The 19,379-nt window shown below is 60.3% G+C and carries 17 protein-coding genes and 1 tRNA gene; 10 read left to right on the top strand and 8 right to left on the bottom strand.

Annotation, left to right across the window (positions count from 1 at the left end; translation table 11 throughout):
- Window positions 1–22: 22 nt before the first annotated feature.
- The 10 genes from cysS (at window position 23) to LPB072_RS08930 (ending at window position 9,891) form a co-directional block, all read left to right on the top strand.
- Window positions 23–1,408 carry a cysteine--tRNA ligase gene (cysS, locus tag LPB072_RS08885; RefSeq protein ID WP_066094347.1) on the top strand — a complete coding sequence of 462 codons (1,386 nt, stop codon included), beginning with the start codon at window positions 23–25 and terminating at the stop codon, window positions 1,406–1,408.
- Entirely contained in the window at window positions 1,408–2,061 is a 654-nt protein-coding gene (locus LPB072_RS08890) for a DNA-3-methyladenine glycosylase family protein (protein WP_066094350.1), read from the top strand. Before cysS ends, LPB072_RS08890 begins: the two co-directional genes overlap by 1 nt.
- Window positions 2,062–2,195: 134 nt before the next feature.
- Complete coding sequence (locus tag LPB072_RS08895; protein ID WP_066094353.1) at window positions 2,196–3,185, top strand: acetyl-CoA carboxylase carboxyltransferase subunit alpha; 990 nt, start codon at window positions 2,196–2,198, stop codon at window positions 3,183–3,185.
- 1 nt (window position 3,186) lies between these two features.
- The gene (gene tilS / locus LPB072_RS08900) at window positions 3,187–4,167 is read left to right on the top strand and encodes a tRNA lysidine(34) synthetase TilS (protein ID WP_231943474.1); all 981 of its coding nucleotides are present in this window, start codon (window positions 3,187–3,189) and stop codon (window positions 4,165–4,167) included.
- 106 nt (window positions 4,168–4,273) lie between these two features.
- Complete coding sequence (locus LPB072_RS08905; protein WP_066094359.1) at window positions 4,274–5,554, top strand: aspartate kinase; 1,281 nt, start codon at window positions 4,274–4,276, stop codon at window positions 5,552–5,554.
- A gap of 56 nt (window positions 5,555–5,610) precedes the next feature.
- Window positions 5,611–5,702 (top strand) — tRNA-Ser (locus LPB072_RS08910).
- Window positions 5,703–5,811: 109 nt separating this feature from the next.
- Window positions 5,812–6,726: an EamA family transporter gene (locus tag LPB072_RS08915; RefSeq protein WP_066094362.1), complete on the top strand. Its 915-nt coding sequence runs from the start codon at window positions 5,812–5,814 to the stop codon at window positions 6,724–6,726.
- Window positions 6,727–6,994: 268 nt separating this feature from the next.
- Complete coding sequence (locus LPB072_RS08920) at window positions 6,995–8,005, top strand: TRAP transporter substrate-binding protein (RefSeq protein ID WP_066094365.1); 1,011 nt, start codon at window positions 6,995–6,997, stop codon at window positions 8,003–8,005.
- A gap of 102 nt (window positions 8,006–8,107) precedes the next feature.
- Entirely contained in the window at window positions 8,108–8,590 is a 483-nt protein-coding gene (locus tag LPB072_RS08925; protein WP_066094368.1) for a TRAP transporter small permease, read from the top strand.
- Window positions 8,591–8,592: 2 nt separating this feature from the next.
- Window positions 8,593–9,891 (top strand): TRAP transporter large permease, encoded by a 1,299-nt coding sequence (locus tag LPB072_RS08930; RefSeq protein ID WP_066094371.1) that lies wholly within the window; start codon window positions 8,593–8,595, stop codon window positions 9,889–9,891.
- A 229-nt stretch (window positions 9,892–10,120) separates the two neighbouring features.
- On the opposite strand, the gene LPB072_RS08935 is transcribed toward LPB072_RS08930, so the two are convergent.
- From LPB072_RS08935 to LPB072_RS08970, 8 genes are all read right to left on the bottom strand, one after another.
- Window positions 10,121–11,551 (bottom strand): mannitol dehydrogenase family protein, encoded by a 1,431-nt coding sequence (locus LPB072_RS08935; RefSeq protein WP_066094374.1) that lies wholly within the window; start codon window positions 11,549–11,551, stop codon window positions 10,121–10,123.
- On the bottom strand, window positions 11,551–12,705 hold the full coding sequence (locus tag LPB072_RS08940) for an AGE family epimerase/isomerase (RefSeq protein ID WP_066094377.1): 1,155 nt from the start codon (window positions 12,703–12,705) through the stop codon (window positions 11,551–11,553). Before LPB072_RS08940 ends, LPB072_RS08935 begins: the two co-directional genes overlap by 1 nt.
- Window positions 12,706–12,874: 169 nt before the next feature.
- Entirely contained in the window at window positions 12,875–13,804 is a 930-nt protein-coding gene (locus tag LPB072_RS08945) for a sugar kinase (RefSeq protein ID WP_066094380.1), read from the bottom strand.
- Window positions 13,805–13,898: 94 nt separating this feature from the next.
- Window positions 13,899–14,660 (bottom strand): SDR family NAD(P)-dependent oxidoreductase, encoded by a 762-nt coding sequence (locus LPB072_RS08950; RefSeq protein WP_066094384.1) that lies wholly within the window; start codon window positions 14,658–14,660, stop codon window positions 13,899–13,901.
- Entirely contained in the window at window positions 14,657–15,733 is a 1,077-nt protein-coding gene (locus LPB072_RS08955) for a LacI family DNA-binding transcriptional regulator (RefSeq protein WP_066094388.1), read from the bottom strand. Before LPB072_RS08955 ends, LPB072_RS08950 begins: the two co-directional genes overlap by 4 nt.
- Window positions 15,734–16,174: 441 nt before the next feature.
- Window positions 16,175–17,716, bottom strand: a complete 1,542-nt coding sequence (locus tag LPB072_RS08960) for a tripartite tricarboxylate transporter permease (RefSeq protein ID WP_066094391.1) — start codon at window positions 17,714–17,716, stop codon at window positions 16,175–16,177.
- A gap of 22 nt (window positions 17,717–17,738) precedes the next feature.
- Window positions 17,739–18,170 (bottom strand): tripartite tricarboxylate transporter TctB family protein, encoded by a 432-nt coding sequence (locus tag LPB072_RS08965; protein WP_066094395.1) that lies wholly within the window; start codon window positions 18,168–18,170, stop codon window positions 17,739–17,741.
- A gap of 92 nt (window positions 18,171–18,262) precedes the next feature.
- On the bottom strand, window positions 18,263–19,258 hold the full coding sequence (locus LPB072_RS08970; protein WP_066094398.1) for a Bug family tripartite tricarboxylate transporter substrate binding protein: 996 nt from the start codon (window positions 19,256–19,258) through the stop codon (window positions 18,263–18,265).
- Between the last annotated feature and the right edge of the window lie 121 nt (window positions 19,259–19,379).

Below are 19,379 nucleotides of genomic sequence, written 5' to 3' on the forward strand. Positions count from 1 at the left end.
TTTGCGCCTTGTTCCCATCTTCATGACCCTTCGAATTTTCAACACGCTGTCTCGTCGAGCAGAGGTTTTTGAGTCCCTGGAGCCTGGCCACGTTCGCATGTATGTGTGCGGCATGACCATTTACGACCTCTGCCACATCGGCCATGCGCGCATGATGATGGCGTTTGACGTTGTTCAGCGCTGGCTCAAGCAGAGCGGTTACCGCGTGACCTATGTCCGCAATATCACCGATATCGACGACAAAATCATCCAGCGTGCGGTCGCCAGGGGGATTTCAATCAAGACGCTGACCGATGAAATGACCGCTGCGATGCATCAGGATATCGCTGCGTTGTTCATTGAACCGCCCAGCGTGGAACCGCGGGCGACCGAGTACGTTCCGCAGATGCTGTCCCTGATTGAGGTCTTGCAGCAAAAGGGTCTCGCCTATCAGGCTGGCGACGGGGACATGAATTTTTCGGTTCGCAAGTTTCCGGGTTACGGCAAGTTGTCGGGCAAGTCGCTGGACGATCTGCGTGCAGGCGAGCGCGTCGCAGTTGCCAGTGAAAAAGAAGATCCACTGGATTTTGTGCTGTGGAAGGCAGCCAAGCCCAGTGAACCTGCCGAGGCCCAGTGGGAGAGCCCTTTCGGCAAAGGGCGGCCAGGCTGGCATATTGAGTGTTCCGCCATGTGTGGCGCATTGCTGGGCGAAACCTTCGATATCCACGGCGGCGGCGCCGATTTGCAGTTTCCACACCATGAAAACGAAATCGCCCAGTCTGAAGGGGCAAATGGCAAGCCTTTGGCGCGCTTCTGGGTACACAACGGGTTTGTTCGTGTGGACAACGAAAAGATGTCCAAGAGCTTGGGGAATTTTTTCACGATCCGCGAGGTGCTGGAAAAATACGATGCCGAGACGGTGCGGTTTTTTATCGTTCGCACCCACTACCGCAGCCCTCTGAATTACAGCGACGCCCATTTGGATGACGCCCGCGGCGCGCTGAAGCGCCTTTACACCGCTCTTGCGAGCGTTCCCGCAGCGCCCATCGAAGCCATTGATTGGCAGCAGCCATTTGCCAGCCGGTTTCGGACGGCCATGGACGAAGACTTTGGGACGCCCGAAGCCGTGTCTGTGTTGTTTGATCTGGCCAGCGAGATCAACCGCAGTGGAGATGCACTGATGGCTGGTTTGTTGCGCGCTCTGGGTGGCACTTTGGGCCTGTTGCAGAGCGAGCCCACCAGCTATCTGCAGGGTGGCCAAGCCGCATCGGGACCTGATGAAACAGCGATTGCCGCTCAGATTGAGGCGCGGGCAACTGCCAAGCGTGCAAAGGACTTTGCCGAAGCTGACCGCATTCGGCAAAACCTGTTGGCGCAAGGGGTGGTGCTCAAGGATGGCCTGAGCGGCACGACCTGGGAGCGCAACTGATGGCGAGTCCTGCTGCTCTCCCGGCATTTGGCGCTGATGCGCCTTTGTACTGGGCCGATGCCTGTCGCCACCTGATGAAGCGCGACAGGGTAATGAAGAAGCTCATACCCAAACACAGTGGTGTGAGCTTGCAGTCGCGTGGGGATGCCTTTGTGACCTTGGCCCGAAGCATCGTGGGCCAACAGGTTTCTGTCAAATCGGCCCAGTTGGTTTGGGATCGTTTCGTCGTGTTGCCGAAAAAGATGGTGCCAGCGCAGGTGCTCAAACTCAAGGTAGACGACATGCGTGGTGCCGGCTTGTCGGCGCGCAAGGTGGAATACCTCGTGGATCTGGCACTGAACTTTGCCAACAACCAGGTCCACGTGGATGCCTGGGCCGAGATGGAAGACGAAGCCATCATTGCCGAATTGATTGCGATCCGGGGTATTGGCCGCTGGACCGCAGAAATGTTCCTGATCTTCCACCTGATGCGGCCCAACGTGTTGCCGTTGGACGATAACGGCCTGCAAAATGGCATCAGTCGCTGTTATTTCTCTGGGGAGCCTGTGAGCCGCAGTGAAATTCGTGAGATAGCGGCATCTTGGGCGCCATACAGCAGCGTGGCAACTTGGTATATTTGGCGCTCGCTGGATCCAGCCCCTGTGGCTTATTGAGCGGTGGCGCCAGAAGCGCTGCCAACTCACCGCATCGCGCGGCAATCACTCCCAGGGACAAAGTCGCTGCAGCCCAAGAGGGCGAAATCGTTGTGCAGCCAGTCCATGCAAGACCAAGAATTTGGAGTCGCCCCTTGGCCAAAAAGAATTTTCTAGATTTTGAGCAACCCATTGCCGAGCTCGAAGGCAAAATTGAAGAGTTGCGCTACGTTCAAACCGAATCTGCGGTGGATATTTCGGCAGAAATTGAGCAGTTGTCGGGCAAGAGCCTTCAACTGACCAAAGACATCTACAGCAATCTCACGCCCTGGCAGATCACCAAGATCGCGCGCCATGCCGACCGCCCCTATACGCTGGACTATGTGCGAGACATCTTCACGCATTTCCAGGAGTTGCATGGCGACCGTCATTTTTCTGATGATTTGAGCATCGTGGGTGGCCTGGCTCGTTTCAACGGTCAGCCCTGCATGGTGTTGGGCCATCAGAAGGGGCGCGACACAAAAGAGCGTGGCTTGCGCAATTTCGGCATGACCAAGCCCGAGGGCTACCGGAAAGCCTTGCGCCTGATGAAGCTGGCCGAAAAGTTCAAGCTGCCGGTGTTCACCTTTGTGGATACACCGGGTGCCTACCCGGGCATCGATGCGGAAGAGCGTGGACAGTCTGAAGCCATTGGGCGAAACATCTTCGAAATGGCACAACTGGAAGTGCCCATCATCTCTACCATCATTGGTGAAGGTGGTTCTGGCGGCGCCTTGGCCATCTCGGTGGCGGATCAGGTTTTGATGCTGCAGTATTCGGTTTACTCGGTGATCAGTCCGGAAGGCTGTGCATCCATTCTCTGGAAAACCAGCGACCGAGCCAGCGATGCGGCAGATGCCCTGGGCATCACGGCCCACCGTTTGAAAGCGCTGGGGCTGGTCGACAAAATCGTCAACGAGCCCGTCGGCGGCGCTCACCGTGATCATCAGCAAATGGCGGCTTTCCTCAAGCGGGCCCTGGCCGATGCGTGGCGCCAGCTGTCCGACCTCAAGGTTAAAGAGCTGGTGGACCGCCGCTATGCGCGCCTCAACAGTTACGGTCGATTCACCGACACCAAAGCCGACAGCAAATCGGACAAACGCTGAGGTGAGCGCCCCGGCCAACAACCCTTGTGACAGGGCGTTGGCCCAATGGAGCCAGCGGTGGCCGCTGGACCTGGTTGACGCCCGCGTTCGTGTTGGCGTGGCTTTCAGTGCGGGGGCCGATTCAACGGCGCTGCTCATGGCGGCGGCTTCGCGTTGGCCGGGCCGTGTGGTCGCGCTGCATGTGCATCATGGTTTGCAAGCAGCAGCCGATCATTTTGTGGCACAAGCGCAGTCCACCTGTGATGGCTTGGGCGTTGAGTTGAAGGTTGTGAGGATCAAGGCCGATCATTCGAAGGGTGAGAGTCCCGAAGATGCGGCCCGACGGGCGCGCTACCTGGCTCTGGCCGAGATGGCGCTTGAAGTCAAAGCCGGTTGCGTTTTGCTGGGGCAGCACGCGGATGATCAGGTCGAAACGTTTTTTATTGCGCTTGGACGCGGTGCGGGCTTGCCGGGTCTGTCGGCCATGGGAGCAGGGTTCACCCGCCATGGTGTGTTTTTCGGGAGGCCTTTTCTGGGCCTTTCGACCCAGACATTGCGCGACAGTGTGGCCAGCGTGGGGCAAGCCTTTGTTGAGGATCCGAGCAACACCGATCAGCGGTTCACGCGCAACCGTATTCGAGCCCGGCTGTTGCCTGCCTGGGCCGATACGTTCCCAGGGTTTCGTGAAGCAATCGCCCGCACCGCGCGCCATGCGGCACAGGCGCAGTCCTTGCTGGGTGACTTGGCAGACATTGATCTGGACGCCATAGGAAGGCCTCCTCGCATTGCCCAACTGCAAACCTTGCCACCTGAGCGCCAAAGCAATGCCTTGCGGCGCTGGCTGAAGAACACGGCACACGTGGTTGCCAGTGACGCCCAGATGCAGGAGTTGCTCAGCCAGATTGACGCTTGCCGCACGCGGGGTCATCACATCCACATCAAGGTAGCTCATGGCCACGTTGAGCGTGAGGGTGCACATTTGGCATTTCGGCCACCTCTATAATTCTAGGGTTTGCCCTGATGCAGCATGGCTGCTCCGGGCCGCTTTCAGCCGAGCTTTCGAGCCTCCTGGTTGAAAAGCCTTTTTTCATCAAACCGTTACTTCTTCAATGGCATTGATAGTTCACAAGTACGGCGGCACCTCCATGGGGTCGACCGAGCGCATCAGCAACGTGGCCAAGCGCGTGGCCAAGTGGCACCGTGCGGGTCACCAGATGGTGGTGGTGCCCAGCGCCATGAGCGGCGAAACCAACCGACTGCTGGGTTTGGCCAAAGAGTTGGCACCATCGAGCATGGGCAATGCCTACGGGCGCGAGCTCGATATGCTGGCGGCAACCGGTGAGCAGGCCTCTTCTGCTTTGCTGGCCATTGCCTTGCAGGCCGAAGGCGTGGATGCGGTGAGTTTTGCGGGTTGGCAAGTGCCGATCAAAACCAACAGCGCATTCACCAAGGCCCGCATCGAATCGATTGATGATGAGCGTGTGCGTGCTGAACTGAACGCCGGCAAAGTGGTGATCGTGACCGGTTTTCAGGGTATCGATCCCGATGGCCACATCACCACCCTCGGACGTGGCGGTAGCGACACCTCTGCCGTCGCCGTAGCGGCCGCGCTGAAGGCGGCCGAGTGTCTGATTTACACCGATGTGGATGGTGTGTACACCACCGACCCACGTGTTGTGCCTGAAGCGCGCCGCCTGCCGCTTGTGAGCTTTGAGGAAATGCTGGAAATGGCCAGCTTGGGCAGCAAGGTATTGCAAATCCGTTCGGTGGAGTTTGCTGGCAAATACAAAGTGCCTCTGCGCGTGCTGTCCAGCTTCACGCCTTGGGACATTGATCTGACTGAAGAAGCCGCTTCCGGCACATTGATTACTTTTGAGGAAGACGAAGATATGGAACGCGCCGTTGTTTCGGGTATTGCTTTCAATCGCGATGAAGCCAAAATTGCTGTGCTGGGTGTGCCCGACACACCGGGCATCGCTTACCAGATTCTGGGCGTCGTGGCCGATGCCAATATTGAAGTCGATGTGATCATTCAAAACGTGGGCAAAGAAGGCAAAACCGACTTCAGCTTCACAGTGCATCGCAACGACTTTCAGAAGGCCTTGGACCTGCTCAAGACAGAAGTTTTGCCCAAGTTGGGCGCATCCGAAGTGGTGGGCGATGCGCGCATTTGCAAGGTGAGCATTGTGGGCATCGGTATGCGCAGCCACGTGGGTGTGGCCAGCCGTATGTTCAAGTGCATGAGTGACGAAGGCATTAACATCCAGATGATCTCGACCTCTGAAATCAAGACCTCGGTGGTCATTGACGAGAAGTACATGGAACTGGCCGTGCGCTCGCTGCACCGGGAGTTCGAACTCGATCAACCTGTGGACACGATCGCCGAATGAAGTTCGCAGATCGGTGCGCAAACAGGGCGCCGATCTGAGGCATAATATGAGGCTTCGGAGCGATGACCGAGTGGCCGAAGGTGCTCCCCTGCTAAGGGAGTATGGGCTTTAAATCCCATCGAGGGTTCGAATCCCTCTCGCTCCTCCAACTCAATTGACAACCCGCCAGCATCCAGGATGCCGGCGGGTTTTCTTTTGGGTGTTCGGGATGGCGCAGAAGCGACTCAGCCGGATCGTTCGGCGTGGACAATGTCGCCATGTCGTCTACGTCGAATTCCCCCGTTGCACTCACCGGCTATGCGTTTGCCACGCTGTTGCTGATCGCTTTCATGATGGGGGCCAACCATGTGGCTGCGCGGTTGGCGTTCGACCATGGCGTCGATGTGGCGACGGCTGTGGCTTTTCGAAGTGGCGTAACCGCTTTGGTGGTGGGTTTGCTGGTTCGCTACCACAGGGTCGGCGTTCAACTGACCGCGCGCCACCGCAGGGTTTTGCCCATGATTGGTGTGCTGGTGGCTGTGCAGAGTCTGTGTCTCTATTCATCCGTTGCCCGATTGCCTGTGGCGCTGGCGTTGCTGGCTTTCAATACCTACCCTTTGTGGACGGCGCTGTGGGCCCGTGTGATCTACGCCCACCGGCCTGAGCCCCGGGTGCTGCGTGCGATGCCGGTGATGTTGATTGGCCTGGCCCTGGCTCTCGATGTGTTTGGTGCGGCTTCTGGTCTGGGTGCTTCATCGCAATGGGCTGAGATTGGTGTGGGCGTGGGCTTTGCCCTGGCTGCTGCCGCCACATTTGGCCTCGCCCTGGTGTTGACGCAGCATGAGGCGGCTGATGTGGATGGGCGGTTGCGAACAGCGACCACCATGGGCATGGTGGCGGTGCTGGCGCTCATTGGTGTGGGAACGCAAGGGGGCTTTCATCTGCCCCAGGCCCCGATGGGCTGGGTGGGGTTGCTGGGCTTGACCGCGTTATATGGCACGGCGTTCACCATCATGTTCACCGTCCTGCCTCGCCTGGGCGTGGTGGGCAATTCGGCCATCATGAATGTGGAGCCGGTGTTTGCGCTGGTATTGGCCTGGGCTGTGCTGGGGCAGACCATTGCACTTGTGCAGGTGGCCGGCGGCTTGCTTGTGGTGGCCACGGTCATGTGGCTGGGACTGCGGCGCCGGTAGCCAGGAAGCCCAGCGCCAACAAGGCCGTCGTTTGGGCAATGCGCCGGTGAGCGGCCAACGCCAGATCCCTTTCGCGACGCCCATTGCCACGTGTTTTGGGGTTTCCTGCCGGGTGGAGTTGTGTGGCAACAGGGAGCCGCCCAAGCCCATTCCAGAGACGTGTTCAGGCATTTTGAGAAACTTGGCTGGTCTACGGGTTTTTTCTAGTGTAACGATGCACTAAAACAGCGACACTGAACCTGTTTTCAACCTATTCCGGAGATTTCACATGTCGTTTTCCTTCAAGAAGAGTGCTCTTGTGCTGGGTGTTGTCGCCATGCTGACCGCGTTTCCCAGTGTGGCAGCGGACAAAAAAACCGTGACCATCAACGCGGCTTCGATGTTCGACAAAGACCATCCGTTCACCCAGACCTATGCCAAGTTCGGCGAGTTGGTGAACAAGTACCAGGACGAGGTGAATATCGACGTCAAGATCAGTCTCAACAAAGCCATGGGCATCGAGCCGGACTTCCTGCGCTTCATGAGCCAGGGTGAGTCTGTCGATATGGCCATCATTGCGCCGGGCAACCTGGCACAGCGCGTGCCAGACATTGCCATTGTTGACATGCCTCTGATGTTCAAAGACCTGGCCCACCGCAACCGCGTGCTGGCCAGCGACGCCTTCAAAGGCATTGAAGCCGACGTGATCAAGCGCGCCAACATCCGGGCGATTGGCTACGCGGGTGGTGTGAGCCGCAACCTGATTTCCAATTACCCCATCAACAACATGAACGAGCTGAAGGGCTTCCGCCTGCGCGTTCAGGGTGCCCCCATCTGGGCCAAGGTGTTCACTGCCGTTGGTGCGGTGCCTTCGGTCATTGCCTACGATGAGGTCTATTCTGCGGTTCAGACCGGTGTGGTCCAGGGACTGGAAAACGAGCGCTTCGGCTACACCCAGCAACGCTTCTATGAAGTGGCTCCCCACTACACCCTGACCGAACACTCCTTGACTGTTCGTCCGCTGTTTTTGTCCGAAAAGGCCTTTGGCAAGTTCTCCCCCAAAGTGCAGGCCGCGATTCTGAAAGCCGGTGCCGAAGCCGGCAAGTTTGGCTCAGAAGTTGAGCTGGCCATGGAGGGCAAAGCGCTGGATGAGCAAGTGGGCAAGAAGCTGGTCACGGTTCACGCGTTCGCCGATGCCGACAAAGCCAAATTCCGCGAGCTCGCCACGCCGGCCCTGCTTCAGTACGTGAAAGACGCGAAGCTGGAAGAGGTCTACAACAAGATGCAGGCCGTCAAGTAAGCGCCACACGGCTCCAGGGCTACCTCCGCTTTGGCGGAGGCCATTCCTTTACACCTGATTGAACTGGCATTGCGCCAGTCCCTGCCAAGAGGGGCGTCACCCATGAAACTGTTTGAAAAAACGATCGATGTGCTGCACAAGGGTGTGGCCTCCATCCAGGCGGGCCTTCTCGGCGTCTTGCTGGCGCTGGTCGTTTACCAGATCTGTGCCCGCTGGATTTCGTTCATTCCACGGGCATTGTGGACCGAAGAGATTTCTCGATTTCTGCTGGTCTGGGTCATTTTTCTGGGCGCTGCCATCGGGGTGCGTGAGCGCACCCACTTCATTCTCGAAATTCTAGGCGACACCCGATCACGGTTGGTGAACCAGATCTGGCAAGCCTTCATCATTGCTTTGGAAGTGGCTTTCTGCGCCATCTTCTTCTTCCGTGGGTACTCCTACGCCGAAGTGCTGCGCTGGGACGTCTCCGACATTGCCCAGATTTCCATGCTGTGGGTCGGTGCCGCCATTCCCGTTTTTGGCGGTCTCTCTTTGCTTTTCCTGGCCGAGCTGATTTACAACAAAACCCTCAAGGGAGCACGCTAGTCATGGATCCTCTGGTCGCCGCTCTCGTTCTGTTCGGACTCTTCATCGGTTTGGTGTTTCTGCGCGTGCCGGTCGCCTTTGCGCTTGGCCTTGCATGTGTTCCGGTGATCTTGCTCACCGAAGATGTTTCTTTCTTCGCCATCATCGATCGCACCTACAACTCCTTCAATTCGTTTCTGTTGCTGTCGGTGCCTTTTTTCCTGCTGGCTGCCAATTTGATGAATGCGACAGGCGTGACCAAACGGTTGATCGATCTCGCCACAGCCACGGTGGGGCATCTCCCGGGAGGCCTGGGCCACATCAACGTTTTCGTCAGCATGCTGTTTGCAGGGGTTTCAGGCTCTTCGACTGCCGATGCGGCGGGCATTGGCAAGGTGTTGATCCCGGCCATGCTCAAACAGGGCTACGACCGCAGTTTCACCATCGCGGTCACCGCATGCTCATCGGTCATGGGTGTGATCATTCCGCCCAGCATCCTGATGCTGATCTGGGGCGGCACGATGTCGATCTCGGTGGGTGCGCTGTTTCTGGCCGGCATCATTCCTGGCTTGTTGCTCGGTCTGTCGATGATGGTCACGGTGTATTTCTACGCCATCAAATACAACTACCCGCGCCACGAAAAGGCCAGTCTTTCCCACTTCGTCAAAGCCTTTGTGGGGGCTGTTCCCGGCTTGGTGACACCGCTCATCATTCTGGTCGGCATTTCCTTCGGGTTCTTCACGCCCACCGAAGCCTCCGCGATTGCGGTGGTGTATTCGATATTGATCGGTATCGCGTACCGCACGCTGGACTTCCGCACGTTTGCCCACCACCTGAGCGATTCCGCCAGGCTGGTCGGTGTCACGCTGTTCTGTGTGGGGACCGCCTCGGTGTTCAGCTGGCTCCTGGCCTTTTACCGCGTACCCCAAGCATTGGTCGATCTGATCCAGAGCTTTGGACTCGGTCCCAACGGCATTATTCTGATCATCGCGTTGGTGTTCCTGATCGTGGGACTGTTCATCGATGCCATCCCGGCCATCATCATCATGGGTGGCATCCTGTACCCCCTGGCCCAGGCCGCGGGCATCCACCCGGTCCATTTTTCCATCGTCGGTGTGGTGGCCCTTGCCTTCGGCCTGGTAACGCCGCCCTACGGCATGTGCCTGCTCATCGCTGCGCGCATCGGTGAAATGCCTATTCACCAGGTGCTCAAAGATGTGTTTGTCATCCTGATTCCCATGGTTGGCATTTTGTTGGCGCTGTGCTGGTTTCCGGAGATCGTGTTGGCCCTGCCACGCTGGATCGCTCCACAGTTCATGTGATCGCGGTGGCTTATGGTCCGGTGTCGGTGTCGGTGTTGTGCTGTGCCGCAGGCCTGAAACACGCTTGAGAGCGAGTGATCGCGGCCAGAGGCGCCGCATCGTTTGAAAGAAAGCAGCAGCCCCACGGCGGACTCCGACACGGGGCTGTTTTCATGGGGTTGAGAGGCTTGCGGAGTTTGAAACGCTTGGGTGCCCGGCGACCGGGCGTCCCTGGCTTTATCGCTGGAGTTCAGGTGTTGGCTTCGGCTGGAGTGGCCAGCAGCAGCGCCAGTGCGCCATTCGTGCCTTGGGTCGACACCACGTGCAACCAGCGTTCCACAGCCGATCGCCAGCGCTTGTCGTGCTGCAGGTTTGGACCCCAGATGGATTCCAGCTGGAGGAAGGCGTGCATCAGGTCGGATGGAGAACCCTGGTGATGGCGCGCCAGGCTGTGCAGCTGCTCGCCCTGCGGATCGTTCAGGGCATACACCTTGCCTTGATCACTTTCACCGCGGCACGACCAGATCCACAAGGCCGTGGCCAAGGCATGGTGCTCGATGGTGCGACCCAGGTTCAGCTGGGCTTGAACCGAAGGCACCCAGCGCTCACCAATCTTTTTTGAACCGTCTGTAGCGACCTGATGTACCGCATGGTGAAGCGTCGGGTTGCCAAAGCGGGCCAGGAGCGCGTCGCGGTAGCCGGATAGCTGGGGCAAGACCAGATGTGGCATGACCTCTAGACTCATGAGGCGGTGCGCAAAGGCATGAACCATGGGTTTCACCACACATTGACCCACCGTGGGCAGGTCCAGTAAAAGTCCCAGCGTGGCCAGCAAGGAGTTGGTGCCGTTGATCATGCGAAGCTTTGCATCTTCGTGGGGCTGAACGTCTGCCACAACGTTGACCCCGACACGTTTAAGGGTTTCAGCATCGGACGGGTCGACCAGCCGGTCTTCAAGCACCCATTGCCAAAACGTCTCGGTGCGCAACGCGGCTTGATCGGACACGCCCATTTTTTTTGCGGCATCGGAGCGGTCTTCTTCTGTGGAGGCGGGCACGATGCGGTCGACCATGCTGTTGGGAAAAGCGCAGGTGCGCGACATCCAGTCTTGCAAGGCGGTGTTGCCGGCGTGTTGAAGGCACAGGGCCTTGAGGTTGTCGCCATTGCTGCGCAGGTTGTCGCAGCTGGCGATGGTGAGTCCACCCAGGCCGGCTTCCTGACGCCGTTGCAGCCCGGCGACCAGCAGCGAGGCAAGCGTGGAGCCGTAGCCTTTTTCTGTGACCGTGAGGGTGATCCAGCGGGTGCCTGGGTGTGCGATGGCGTTGAGCACCTGCTCGCGTTCCCGGGTGGCAGCACAGGTTTGCAGAACCGAACCGATCACACGCCATTCCTTGCTGGTGGCGCTTTGAATCCTGACGCTGTACAGACCGTTTTGCCTGGACAGTGCATCGGCCAGATCCCATGACCGGCTGGCCACGCCCAGTACGCCCCAGCGTTCATCGCCGGCCTGCAGCAGGTCGTCGAACACCAGTGCCTGGTGGGCGCGTTGAAATGCGCCCAAGCCGAGGTGAACGACCCCTGGCGCCAGCGCGCTCCGTGCATAGGTCGGAAGACGGATACCCTTCTGCGCCAGCGAAGGCAACTGGGTTGAGTTGAGCTGTGGATGGATGGGCGTTGGCATCAGGTGGTTTCCAGCCGTGCGAGCTCCGAGGCGGCGTGGACCACGTGGTAGAAAACGCGGCTGAGCGTGGTCTCCACCAGCGGTTGGCCATCGGGGCCAACCTGGTTGATCCAGTTGGCGCCGTCATCCCGAAAGAAGTGTGTGCGCACCAAATCCCAGTGAGCCAGAGCCTTGATTTTGTAGATCGGGTCTTGTGTGGCATCGAAGCGCGCCACGCAGGCTTTGACGTATTCGGTTTGTGGCCACATGAGCATGCTGCTTGCTTGTGCGACGCCGCTCTTGTCGACCAGGTCCAAAACGGCTCCTTTCATGACGCCGGTCGTGTTGATGCCGTGCAGCACACCAAACTGGAACAGGCGCTGCACGGTTTCGGTCAGGTCGGTGCGGCCCGTGGCTTGCATGAACTGTTGCAGCAACCACACCCATTCGAACTGGTGCCCCGGTTCGCGCAGCGCGCCCTCGGCGCCTGGTGTGGGTTGCCATTGTGCGTCGAAGTACTCGCCCAGTGAGCCTGTTTCGGCATCCAGGAAGGCGCGTTGAAACAGTTCGACCAAGGCGCTCGCGCGCTCCAGCCAGGCGGGCGCCTGTGTGGCCCCGTGCATGGCCAGTGTGGCTTCCAGCAGGTGCATGTGGGGGTTCTGGCGCCGGGGCAGTTTGCCCACCAGAGGGTGCTCTTCAAAGAAGCCGCCGTGCTTGGGGTCGGCCAAGTGGTGTTGCACGCAGCCATAGGCCTGCTCGCCCAGTTCCAGCGCCTCCGGTGAGCCGGTGGCCCGGTGGTACCAGGCCATGGCGAGAATCACAAAAGAAAGGTCGTAAGCGTCCAGTGATGGGTCGAGCACCCGACCATGCGCGTCGATTTTGCGTGGCCATGTGATGCCTGGGCCGTTGGGCTGGGCGATTTCTTTCAGGAATGCAAAACCGTGGTCTGCCGCGGCGCGCAAGTGGTGATCGCCGCCGAGCACCGTGGCCAGACTGAACGCAAAGGTCAGGCGGGCTTGGTTGAGCAGGGTGCGGGCGGGTGAGGGCAGAGCGTGGCCGTGCGCATCGAGGCCTTCAAAGTAGCCGCCGACGGGATCCACGATGCGCTTGCTCCAGTAGGGACACAGGTGCTCCAGAAGCCAGTTGCGCAAGTGCGGGTGGTCCGTTGTATTCATGTCTCGCCCTTATTGAATTCGCCCACGACGCTGGTGGGCATATCAAGGCCAGGGCGCGCCAACATGCCGCTGTACCCGTTGTTGCGTGTCTAGTGCCCAATGGGCGAGAAGACGCGCGGTCATGCGCGTGGAACCGATATTCCCCACAGGGAGGAGCCAATGCTGCGTTTCAGAGCAGCGCATTGACTTGTCCGGCAGTGGGCAAAGGCCCCACGGCACCGAAGCCTTGCACCGACAGGGCCGCCGCTTGATTGGCGTAGCGGGTGGCCGCAACCAGTTCGTCCCCCTGCGCCAGGCGGGCCAGCAAGTTGCCGCAAAAACAGTCACCGGCGCCGGTCGCATCGACAAGCTTGACCGGCAGACCTTCAACCTTTTGGCGTTGAACGCCGTCGCTGACCAGCGCACCGTGTTCGCCGAGTTTCAGCACCACCTGTTTGGCACCTTGCCGGTGGCCCCAGTCAACCACGGCATCGGGGGCCGTGATGCCGGTCAAGACGGCCATGTCTTCCAGGCTGGGCAGGAACAGATCGCACAAGGCCACGGCCTGCGCGATGCCCGCCCGGGCTTGCTCAAGGCTCCAGAGCTTCAGTCGCAGGTTGGAGTCAAACGACACCAGGGTCTGTGCGGCGCGCGCTTCGCGCATGGCTTGCAACGAGGTTTCACAGGCCGAAGGGGAGATGGCCAGCGAGATACCGGAGACATGCAGAATCTTTGCGCTGGCGATGGCCTTGGTCCAGCCCAGCGCGGTCAAATCGGCGGGTGCCATGAGGCTGGCGGCGGAGCCTGCGCGCATGTAGCTGAAGCCATGACCGGTTTTGCCATGGTGAACAAAGTAGATGCCGGTTGCGGCATTGGGGTCTCGTTCAATCGCCCGGCTGTCCACGCCTTCGGTCTCCCACAGCGCCATCAATGTGTCGCCAAAGTGGTCTGCGCCCAGGCGCGTCAGATAGGCCGCGCGAGCGCCCGCTCTGGCGGCTGCAATGGCCGCATTGCTGGTGTCACCGCCAAAACCTTGAAGGTAGACGGGTTCGCCCGGACGGGTCTGGTTGAATTCCACCATGGGCTCGCCGAGGGCGATCAGATCGATAGGCTTTTGCATGCGGAAAGCTTAAAACGGAATGGATGTGCAACTGCGTGCACCGGGTATGAGTGCCCGCAGGTGGTTTGGGTCGACAGACGAGGCCCGTTGCCGGTCAAAACATGGCCATGCCGCCATTGACTTCGATCACTTCGCCGGTGATGAACGACGAGGCTTCGGACGTCAGGTAGGCCACGGCGTTCGCCACATCCCCGGGCTGGCCTTCGCGGCGCAGCGGGGTCTTTTCCACGCCGGCCGCGCGGCCCTGTGGCGTGTTGAAGACCTCGTGAAAACGGGTGGCAATGAGACCCGGAGCGATGGCGTTGACCCGAATGCCCTGTGGACCCACCTCCTTGGCCAGTCCGCGGGTGTAGCTGAGCAAGGCGCCCTTGGCTGCGCCATAGTGGGTAGCACCCGGGCCACCGCCGTCGTGTCCGGCCAGAGAAGACATGATGACCACGCTGCCCGAGCCGCGCGGCACCATGTGTCGCAACGCTTCCCGGCAGGTGAGGAAGGCACTGGTGAGGTTCAGGTTTGTGGCCTTGTTCCAGAACGCCAGAGACATGTCCACACACTTCACGCGTTCCAGCAAGCCGCCCGCATTGGCCACCGCATGGTCAACCTGACCAAATTGGGCGACCGCTTGCGCGAAGGCCTTGGCCACTTCGGTTTCGTCGGTGACATCGGACTTGATTGCGAGCACGCGGTCGCCGAGTTCGCTCTCCAGGGCCCTGGCTTCGTCAGCGCTGGACCAGTAGGTGAAAGCAACGCGGTCGCCCCGCGCGACATGGGCCCGGACGATCGCAGCGCCAATGCCCGAGGCACCCCCGGTGATAAAGGTGGTCGCGGCGGTTGATTGCGCATTGTTTGTGGTCATGTTGCTGTGGTCCCGGATGGTGAGTGGGTTGAAAGAGACGAGGGGGGTGCCGTGGACTCGCGCTGAACGAGCTCGGGGGCGAACACGAGTTCGTGCGCCGATTCGCCGGGATCGTTCATGCGGGCCAGTACCCGCTCGAATGCGGCCAGCGCGATCTCGGGCATGGGTTGCCGCACCGAACTCAGCGCGGGGCTCAGGTAGCTGTCAAGGAACAGGTCGTCGATGCCCATGACGGAGACATCCTGTGGCACCCGTTTGTGGCACTGCCGCAGGCCAGAGAGCAGTCCCACCGCCACCATGTCGTTCATGGCGATGTAGCCAGTGGCCGTGGACTGGGCGGCTTGCAGCTCCATTGCCGAGTTGTGTCCAAGCGCCGCCATTTCCATTTCGATCTGGCCGTTCGGGACATCGCTCATGTGCACATGCAGCCGGGCACCAGCGGCCGAGCACGCTTTGCGCACGCCGTCCAGGCGGGCCACGCGGCTGAGCGCACGCAAGGGCGCTGTGACATAAACCAGATCACGATGGCCCAGCGTCAGCAGGTGTTCGGCCGCGAGTTCGCCGCATCGGTGGTTGTCGACACTGACGTAGTCCATGTTCCAGGTGGCTTCCTGGGCGGTGCGGTCAAAACTCACCACGGCCAGCCCACGCTGGATGAGTGGTGCCAGATGCTCTTGGGCTTGCAGCGCAGATCCGATCACCATGCCGCGCACACCCTGGGCCATGAGGGCCTGCGCGTAAGCGAGTTCGCGATCGGCTTCGCGCTGGGTGTTGCACAGCATCACGCCGTAACCGCGTTCGTTGGCCACCGCCTCAATCTGGCGGGCAAGGGAGCCGAAAAATGGGTTGGCAATGGACGGCACCAACAGGCCGATCATGGCCAGGTGTCCGGTCTTCAGGTTGCGTGCTGATTGGTTGGGTCGAAACGCCAACTCGGCGATGGCGCGCTGAACCCGCTCCAGCGTTTCAGCACGCATGCGGGATTCGCGACCATTGAGCACATTGGACACCGTGCTGATCGACACGCGGGCATGCCGCGCGACATCTTCGATGGTGGGTGCCGATTTTTTCATGAGGTTTGCAAGTTCGTCGCGCGTGGCAATCTTTGGAAGAGGTTCAGCGCAAGCGCATAGGCCCTGCTTTTTGCGCTGTTTGGCGATTGTTAAGGCGAAGTGTATCGTTATACAAGATCGAAATACACGGTATTTTCCCTATCAATCAGCCCGGGCACCGATTGCCCGGACCGTTCAGCGGTCTTCGCATTCTGTCCCGCAGCCATGGCAGCCAGGTGAGCCAACCCTGCGTTGCCGACCCGCGCCGGAACGTGAGCCTCCATCGGTATGCCGGCACCCGCAACCGGGCTGTTGGGCAAGCCGCGCCTGTGCCAGACCGGTCAAGCAGCAGTCGCCAACGCCCAAAAAAACCAGGGCGATCAGGGGTGGGCTGGCGTCCCGGTCCCGCAAAAAAAAACGGCGGCACAAGGGCCGCCGTTGGGAGCATGCCTCTTGGGGAGGTCAGTCCGAAGTGCCGTCGTTGTGGCTTTCTGCAACGGCGCGTTTGGGTGTCACGAACTTGGCGATGAAGATGGGCAGCACAAAACCTGCCACAGCCATGCCAAGGAAGGTCACGGCCAGCGGCGAGCCGTACAAAATCGACAGATCGCCATCCGAGATGGTCAGCGCGCGGCGCAGGTTCTTCTCCATCAGTTCGCCCAGCAAGATGCCCAGAATCACCGGCACCATCGGGATGTTGAGCTTGCGCATCAGCCAGCCGAACACGCCGAAACCTATCATCAGCATCAGGTCAAACGTGGAGTTGGTCAGCGCGTAGATACCGATGAAGGAGATCATTGCCACCGCAGGCATCAGGTAGTACGACGGGATGCGCAGCACCCGGGCAAACACACCCACCATCGGCACGTTCAACAGCAGCAGCATCACGTTGGCGATGAACAGCGCCGCGATCAGGCCCCAGACGACATCCGGATTGTTGGTGAACAGCAGGGGGCCCGGCGTGATGTTGAGCGACAGCAGCATGGCCAGCAGCACGGCGGTGGTGCCCGAGCCGGGCACGCCCAGCGCCAGCATGGGGATGAGCGCCCCGCCGGCAGCGGCGTTGTTGCCCGCCTCGGGCGCGGCCACACCGCGTGGATCGCCCTTGCCAAAGAAGCCCTTCTTGCCGACCACCTTCTTTTCCACCGTGTAGGCCAGGAAGGAGCCCAGCGAAGCGCCTGCGCCAGGCAGCACACCGGCGATGAAGCCCAGGATGGTGCCGCGGGTCATGGAGCCGCTGGTCTGCTTGATCATGGACCACGGTGGAATGGCGCGACCAATGGAGGTCACTGGCTGGGTCGAGGTGCTGTTGGCGTTGCCGCGCTCTTCAATGAACACCAGGACCTCCGACAGCGCAAACATGCCGACGATGGCGATCAGGAAATCGATGCCGTCGTAGAAGTGCACATTGCCAAACGAGAAGCGCGGCACGCCGGTCTGCCCGTCCACGCCCACGAAGGCCAGCGCCAGGCCGATGGCGGCGGCGAAGGCGGCCTTTGCCTGGTTGGCACTGGTCACGCCGCCCAGCGTGGCGAAGGCCAGGGTGAACATGGCGAAGTACTCGGCCGGGCCAAACAGCAAGGCCAGATCCACCAGCTGTGGGGCGAGGAACACCAGGCCCCAGGTGGCGAAGAAGGCGCCGACGAACGAGGAGATGCCTGAAATCGCCAATGCTTCGCCCGCTTGGCCCGCCCGGGCCATGGGGTAGCCATCGAGCGTGGTCATGAGCGCGGGTTCATCGCCCGGGATGTTGAGCAGAATCGATGAAATGCGGCCGCCGTACATGGCGCCGTAGTAGACGCTGGTGAGCAGGATGAGCGCTGGCGTGGCCGGCAATCCCAGGCTGAAGACGACCGGAATCAGAATGGCCACGCCGTTGGATGGGCCGAGGCCGGGCAGGGCGCCGATCAGGGTGCCCAGCAGGCAGCCGATCAGGGCCAGCATCAGGTTTTGCCAGGTGAGGGCAATGGCAAAGCCATTGGCCAGTGCGTTTAAGGAGTCCATGGGTGTGATGTCCTTGTGGGGGTCAGAAACCCCAGGGGCCTTTGGCCAGGTTGAGACCCAGAACGTGCTGGAAGAGGGCGTAAATGCCAACGGAAATCACGACGCCGCCGATCAGCGACTGGCGGGTGGTGCCGCCCAGGCGCCAGACCAGAAAGGCCGAGGCGACAGCGGTGCTGAGCACGAAGCCGGCGATCGGCAATGTTTGGGCATAGGCGATGAACACGCCCACAGTGGCCACCAGTTCGGCGAGCTTCACCGCGCCCGGCCAATGGGGCTCCGCGTCGGGTTTGAAGATCATGACCAGGCCGGAGATGCCCATCACGCCTGCGATCACCAGCGGAAAGGCCTTGGGGCCCAGCGGATCCTGAATAAAGCTTTCTTCGATGAGGCCAGTGGCCCACACCATCAGCAGCGACAACACAATCGTCGCGGCGCCAAAAATTCGGTCACTCATGGCAGTTCGCCTTGTAAGGATGGAAGGTGACAGGGATGCGCGAAAAAAAAAGGGTCCATGCGCAATTGGCACAGACCCTTTGGTTTCATGGCTTACTTCTTGACGATGCCGATTTCCAGCGACAGCTCGTGGATCTCATCCACGGACTCTTTCACGAACTTCTGGAAGGCTGGACCGCGCAGGTTCAGCGGCGCCATGCCGTTGCTGGCCATGATGGCTTTCCACTCTTTCGAGTCGTAGGTGGCGCCCAGGCTCTTGACCCAGTAGTTGTAGGCGTCGTCGCTCATCTTGCCGGGTGCATAGAAACCGCGCCAGTTGGCGCCAACCACATCAAGACCTTGCTCCTTGGCTGTGGGGTATTTGGCGAAATCGCCTTCCAGACGCTCGGGCGCCATCACGGCCAACACCTTGATCTTGCCGGCGTCCACAAAGCCTTTGACTTCGGAGATGTCGCCGGTGAAGGCCTGTACTTTGCCTGCCAGCAACTGCGTCACGGCTTCGCCGCCGCCGTCAAACGCCACGTATTTCACCGATCGCACGTTGGTGATACCGGCTTTGCGCGCAGCGATCAACACCTTGAGGTGGTCCCAGCCGCCCACGGCAGAACCACCCGCAAAGGCCACTGAAGACGCATCGGCCTTTACCTTGGCGAGCAACTCAGGCAGGGTTTTGAGCGGGGAGTCGGCTGCGACGGCGATCATGCCGTAGTCAGCGCCCACGGCTGCGATCCAGCGCACCTGGTCCATGGTGTTGCCAGGGTAAGCGCCCTGAGCCAGACGGGTGGAGGTGGCAGAAGAAGCGGCCACGATCAGGTTGTTTTCGTCGTTGCGCTTGTTCACCACTTCGGCAAATGCCACGCCGCCGCCGCCGCCGGCCTTGTTGGTCACCTGCATGGTGCCCGGCAGGAGCTTGAGGTCTTGCATGGTTTTGCCCACCATGCGGCAGGTCATGTCCCAGCCGCCGCCGGCGCCTGCCGGTGCGATGCACTCGGTGCCGCTGGGTTCAAAGGCGCTGGCTGGCATGGATGCGGCGGCCAGAGCGATACCCAGTGGGGCAGCCCAGCGGGCGATGGATGTGGTTGGGGTCATGAGAGTCTCCAATGCAATGAATCCGTCTGGCGACGGAAAGGTACTTCAGGGCCCGGGAATTGACAGCAAAATGCCAGTTCCCGGCTTTGTAATGGCATGTCGCCATGCACAGGGCTATGTT

Source organism: Hydrogenophaga crassostreae (assembly GCF_001761385.1).
Lineage (GTDB): Bacteria > Pseudomonadota > Gammaproteobacteria > Burkholderiales > Burkholderiaceae_C > Hydrogenophaga > Hydrogenophaga crassostreae.

Excerpts from the sequence above, each read along its gene's own strand:
- LPB072_RS08930 (WP_066094371.1), top strand. The coding sequence starts at position 8,593 with ATGGATCCTCTGGTCGCCGCTCTCGTTCTGTTCGGACTCTTCATCGGT.
- LPB072_RS08940 (WP_066094377.1), bottom strand. The coding sequence starts at position 12,705 with ATGAATACAACGGACCACCCGCACTTGCGCAACTGGCTTCTGGAGCAC.
- LPB072_RS08925 (WP_066094368.1), top strand. The coding sequence starts at position 8,108 with ATGAAACTGTTTGAAAAAACGATCGATGTGCTGCACAAGGGTGTGGCC.
- LPB072_RS08970 (WP_066094398.1), bottom strand. The coding sequence starts at position 19,258 with ATGACCCCAACCACATCCATCGCCCGCTGGGCTGCCCCACTGGGTATC.
- LPB072_RS08890 (WP_066094350.1), top strand. The coding sequence starts at position 1,408 with ATGGCGAGTCCTGCTGCTCTCCCGGCATTTGGCGCTGATGCGCCTTTG.
- LPB072_RS08945 (WP_066094380.1), bottom strand. The coding sequence starts at position 13,804 with ATGCAAAAGCCTATCGATCTGATCGCCCTCGGCGAGCCCATGGTGGAA.
- LPB072_RS08960 (WP_066094391.1), bottom strand. The coding sequence starts at position 17,716 with ATGGACTCCTTAAACGCACTGGCCAATGGCTTTGCCATTGCCCTCACC.
- cysS (WP_066094347.1), top strand. The coding sequence starts at position 23 with ATGACCCTTCGAATTTTCAACACGCTGTCTCGTCGAGCAGAGGTTTTT.
- LPB072_RS08915 (WP_066094362.1), top strand. The coding sequence starts at position 5,812 with ATGTCGTCTACGTCGAATTCCCCCGTTGCACTCACCGGCTATGCGTTT.
- LPB072_RS08920 (WP_066094365.1), top strand. The coding sequence starts at position 6,995 with ATGTCGTTTTCCTTCAAGAAGAGTGCTCTTGTGCTGGGTGTTGTCGCC.
- LPB072_RS08950 (WP_066094384.1), bottom strand. The coding sequence starts at position 14,660 with ATGACCACAAACAATGCGCAATCAACCGCCGCGACCACCTTTATCACC.
- LPB072_RS08965 (WP_066094395.1), bottom strand. The coding sequence starts at position 18,170 with ATGAGTGACCGAATTTTTGGCGCCGCGACGATTGTGTTGTCGCTGCTG.
- LPB072_RS08955 (WP_066094388.1), bottom strand. The coding sequence starts at position 15,733 with ATGAAAAAATCGGCACCCACCATCGAAGATGTCGCGCGGCATGCCCGC.
- LPB072_RS08935 (WP_066094374.1), bottom strand. The coding sequence starts at position 11,551 with ATGCCAACGCCCATCCATCCACAGCTCAACTCAACCCAGTTGCCTTCG.
- LPB072_RS08905 (WP_066094359.1), top strand. The coding sequence starts at position 4,274 with ATGGCATTGATAGTTCACAAGTACGGCGGCACCTCCATGGGGTCGACC.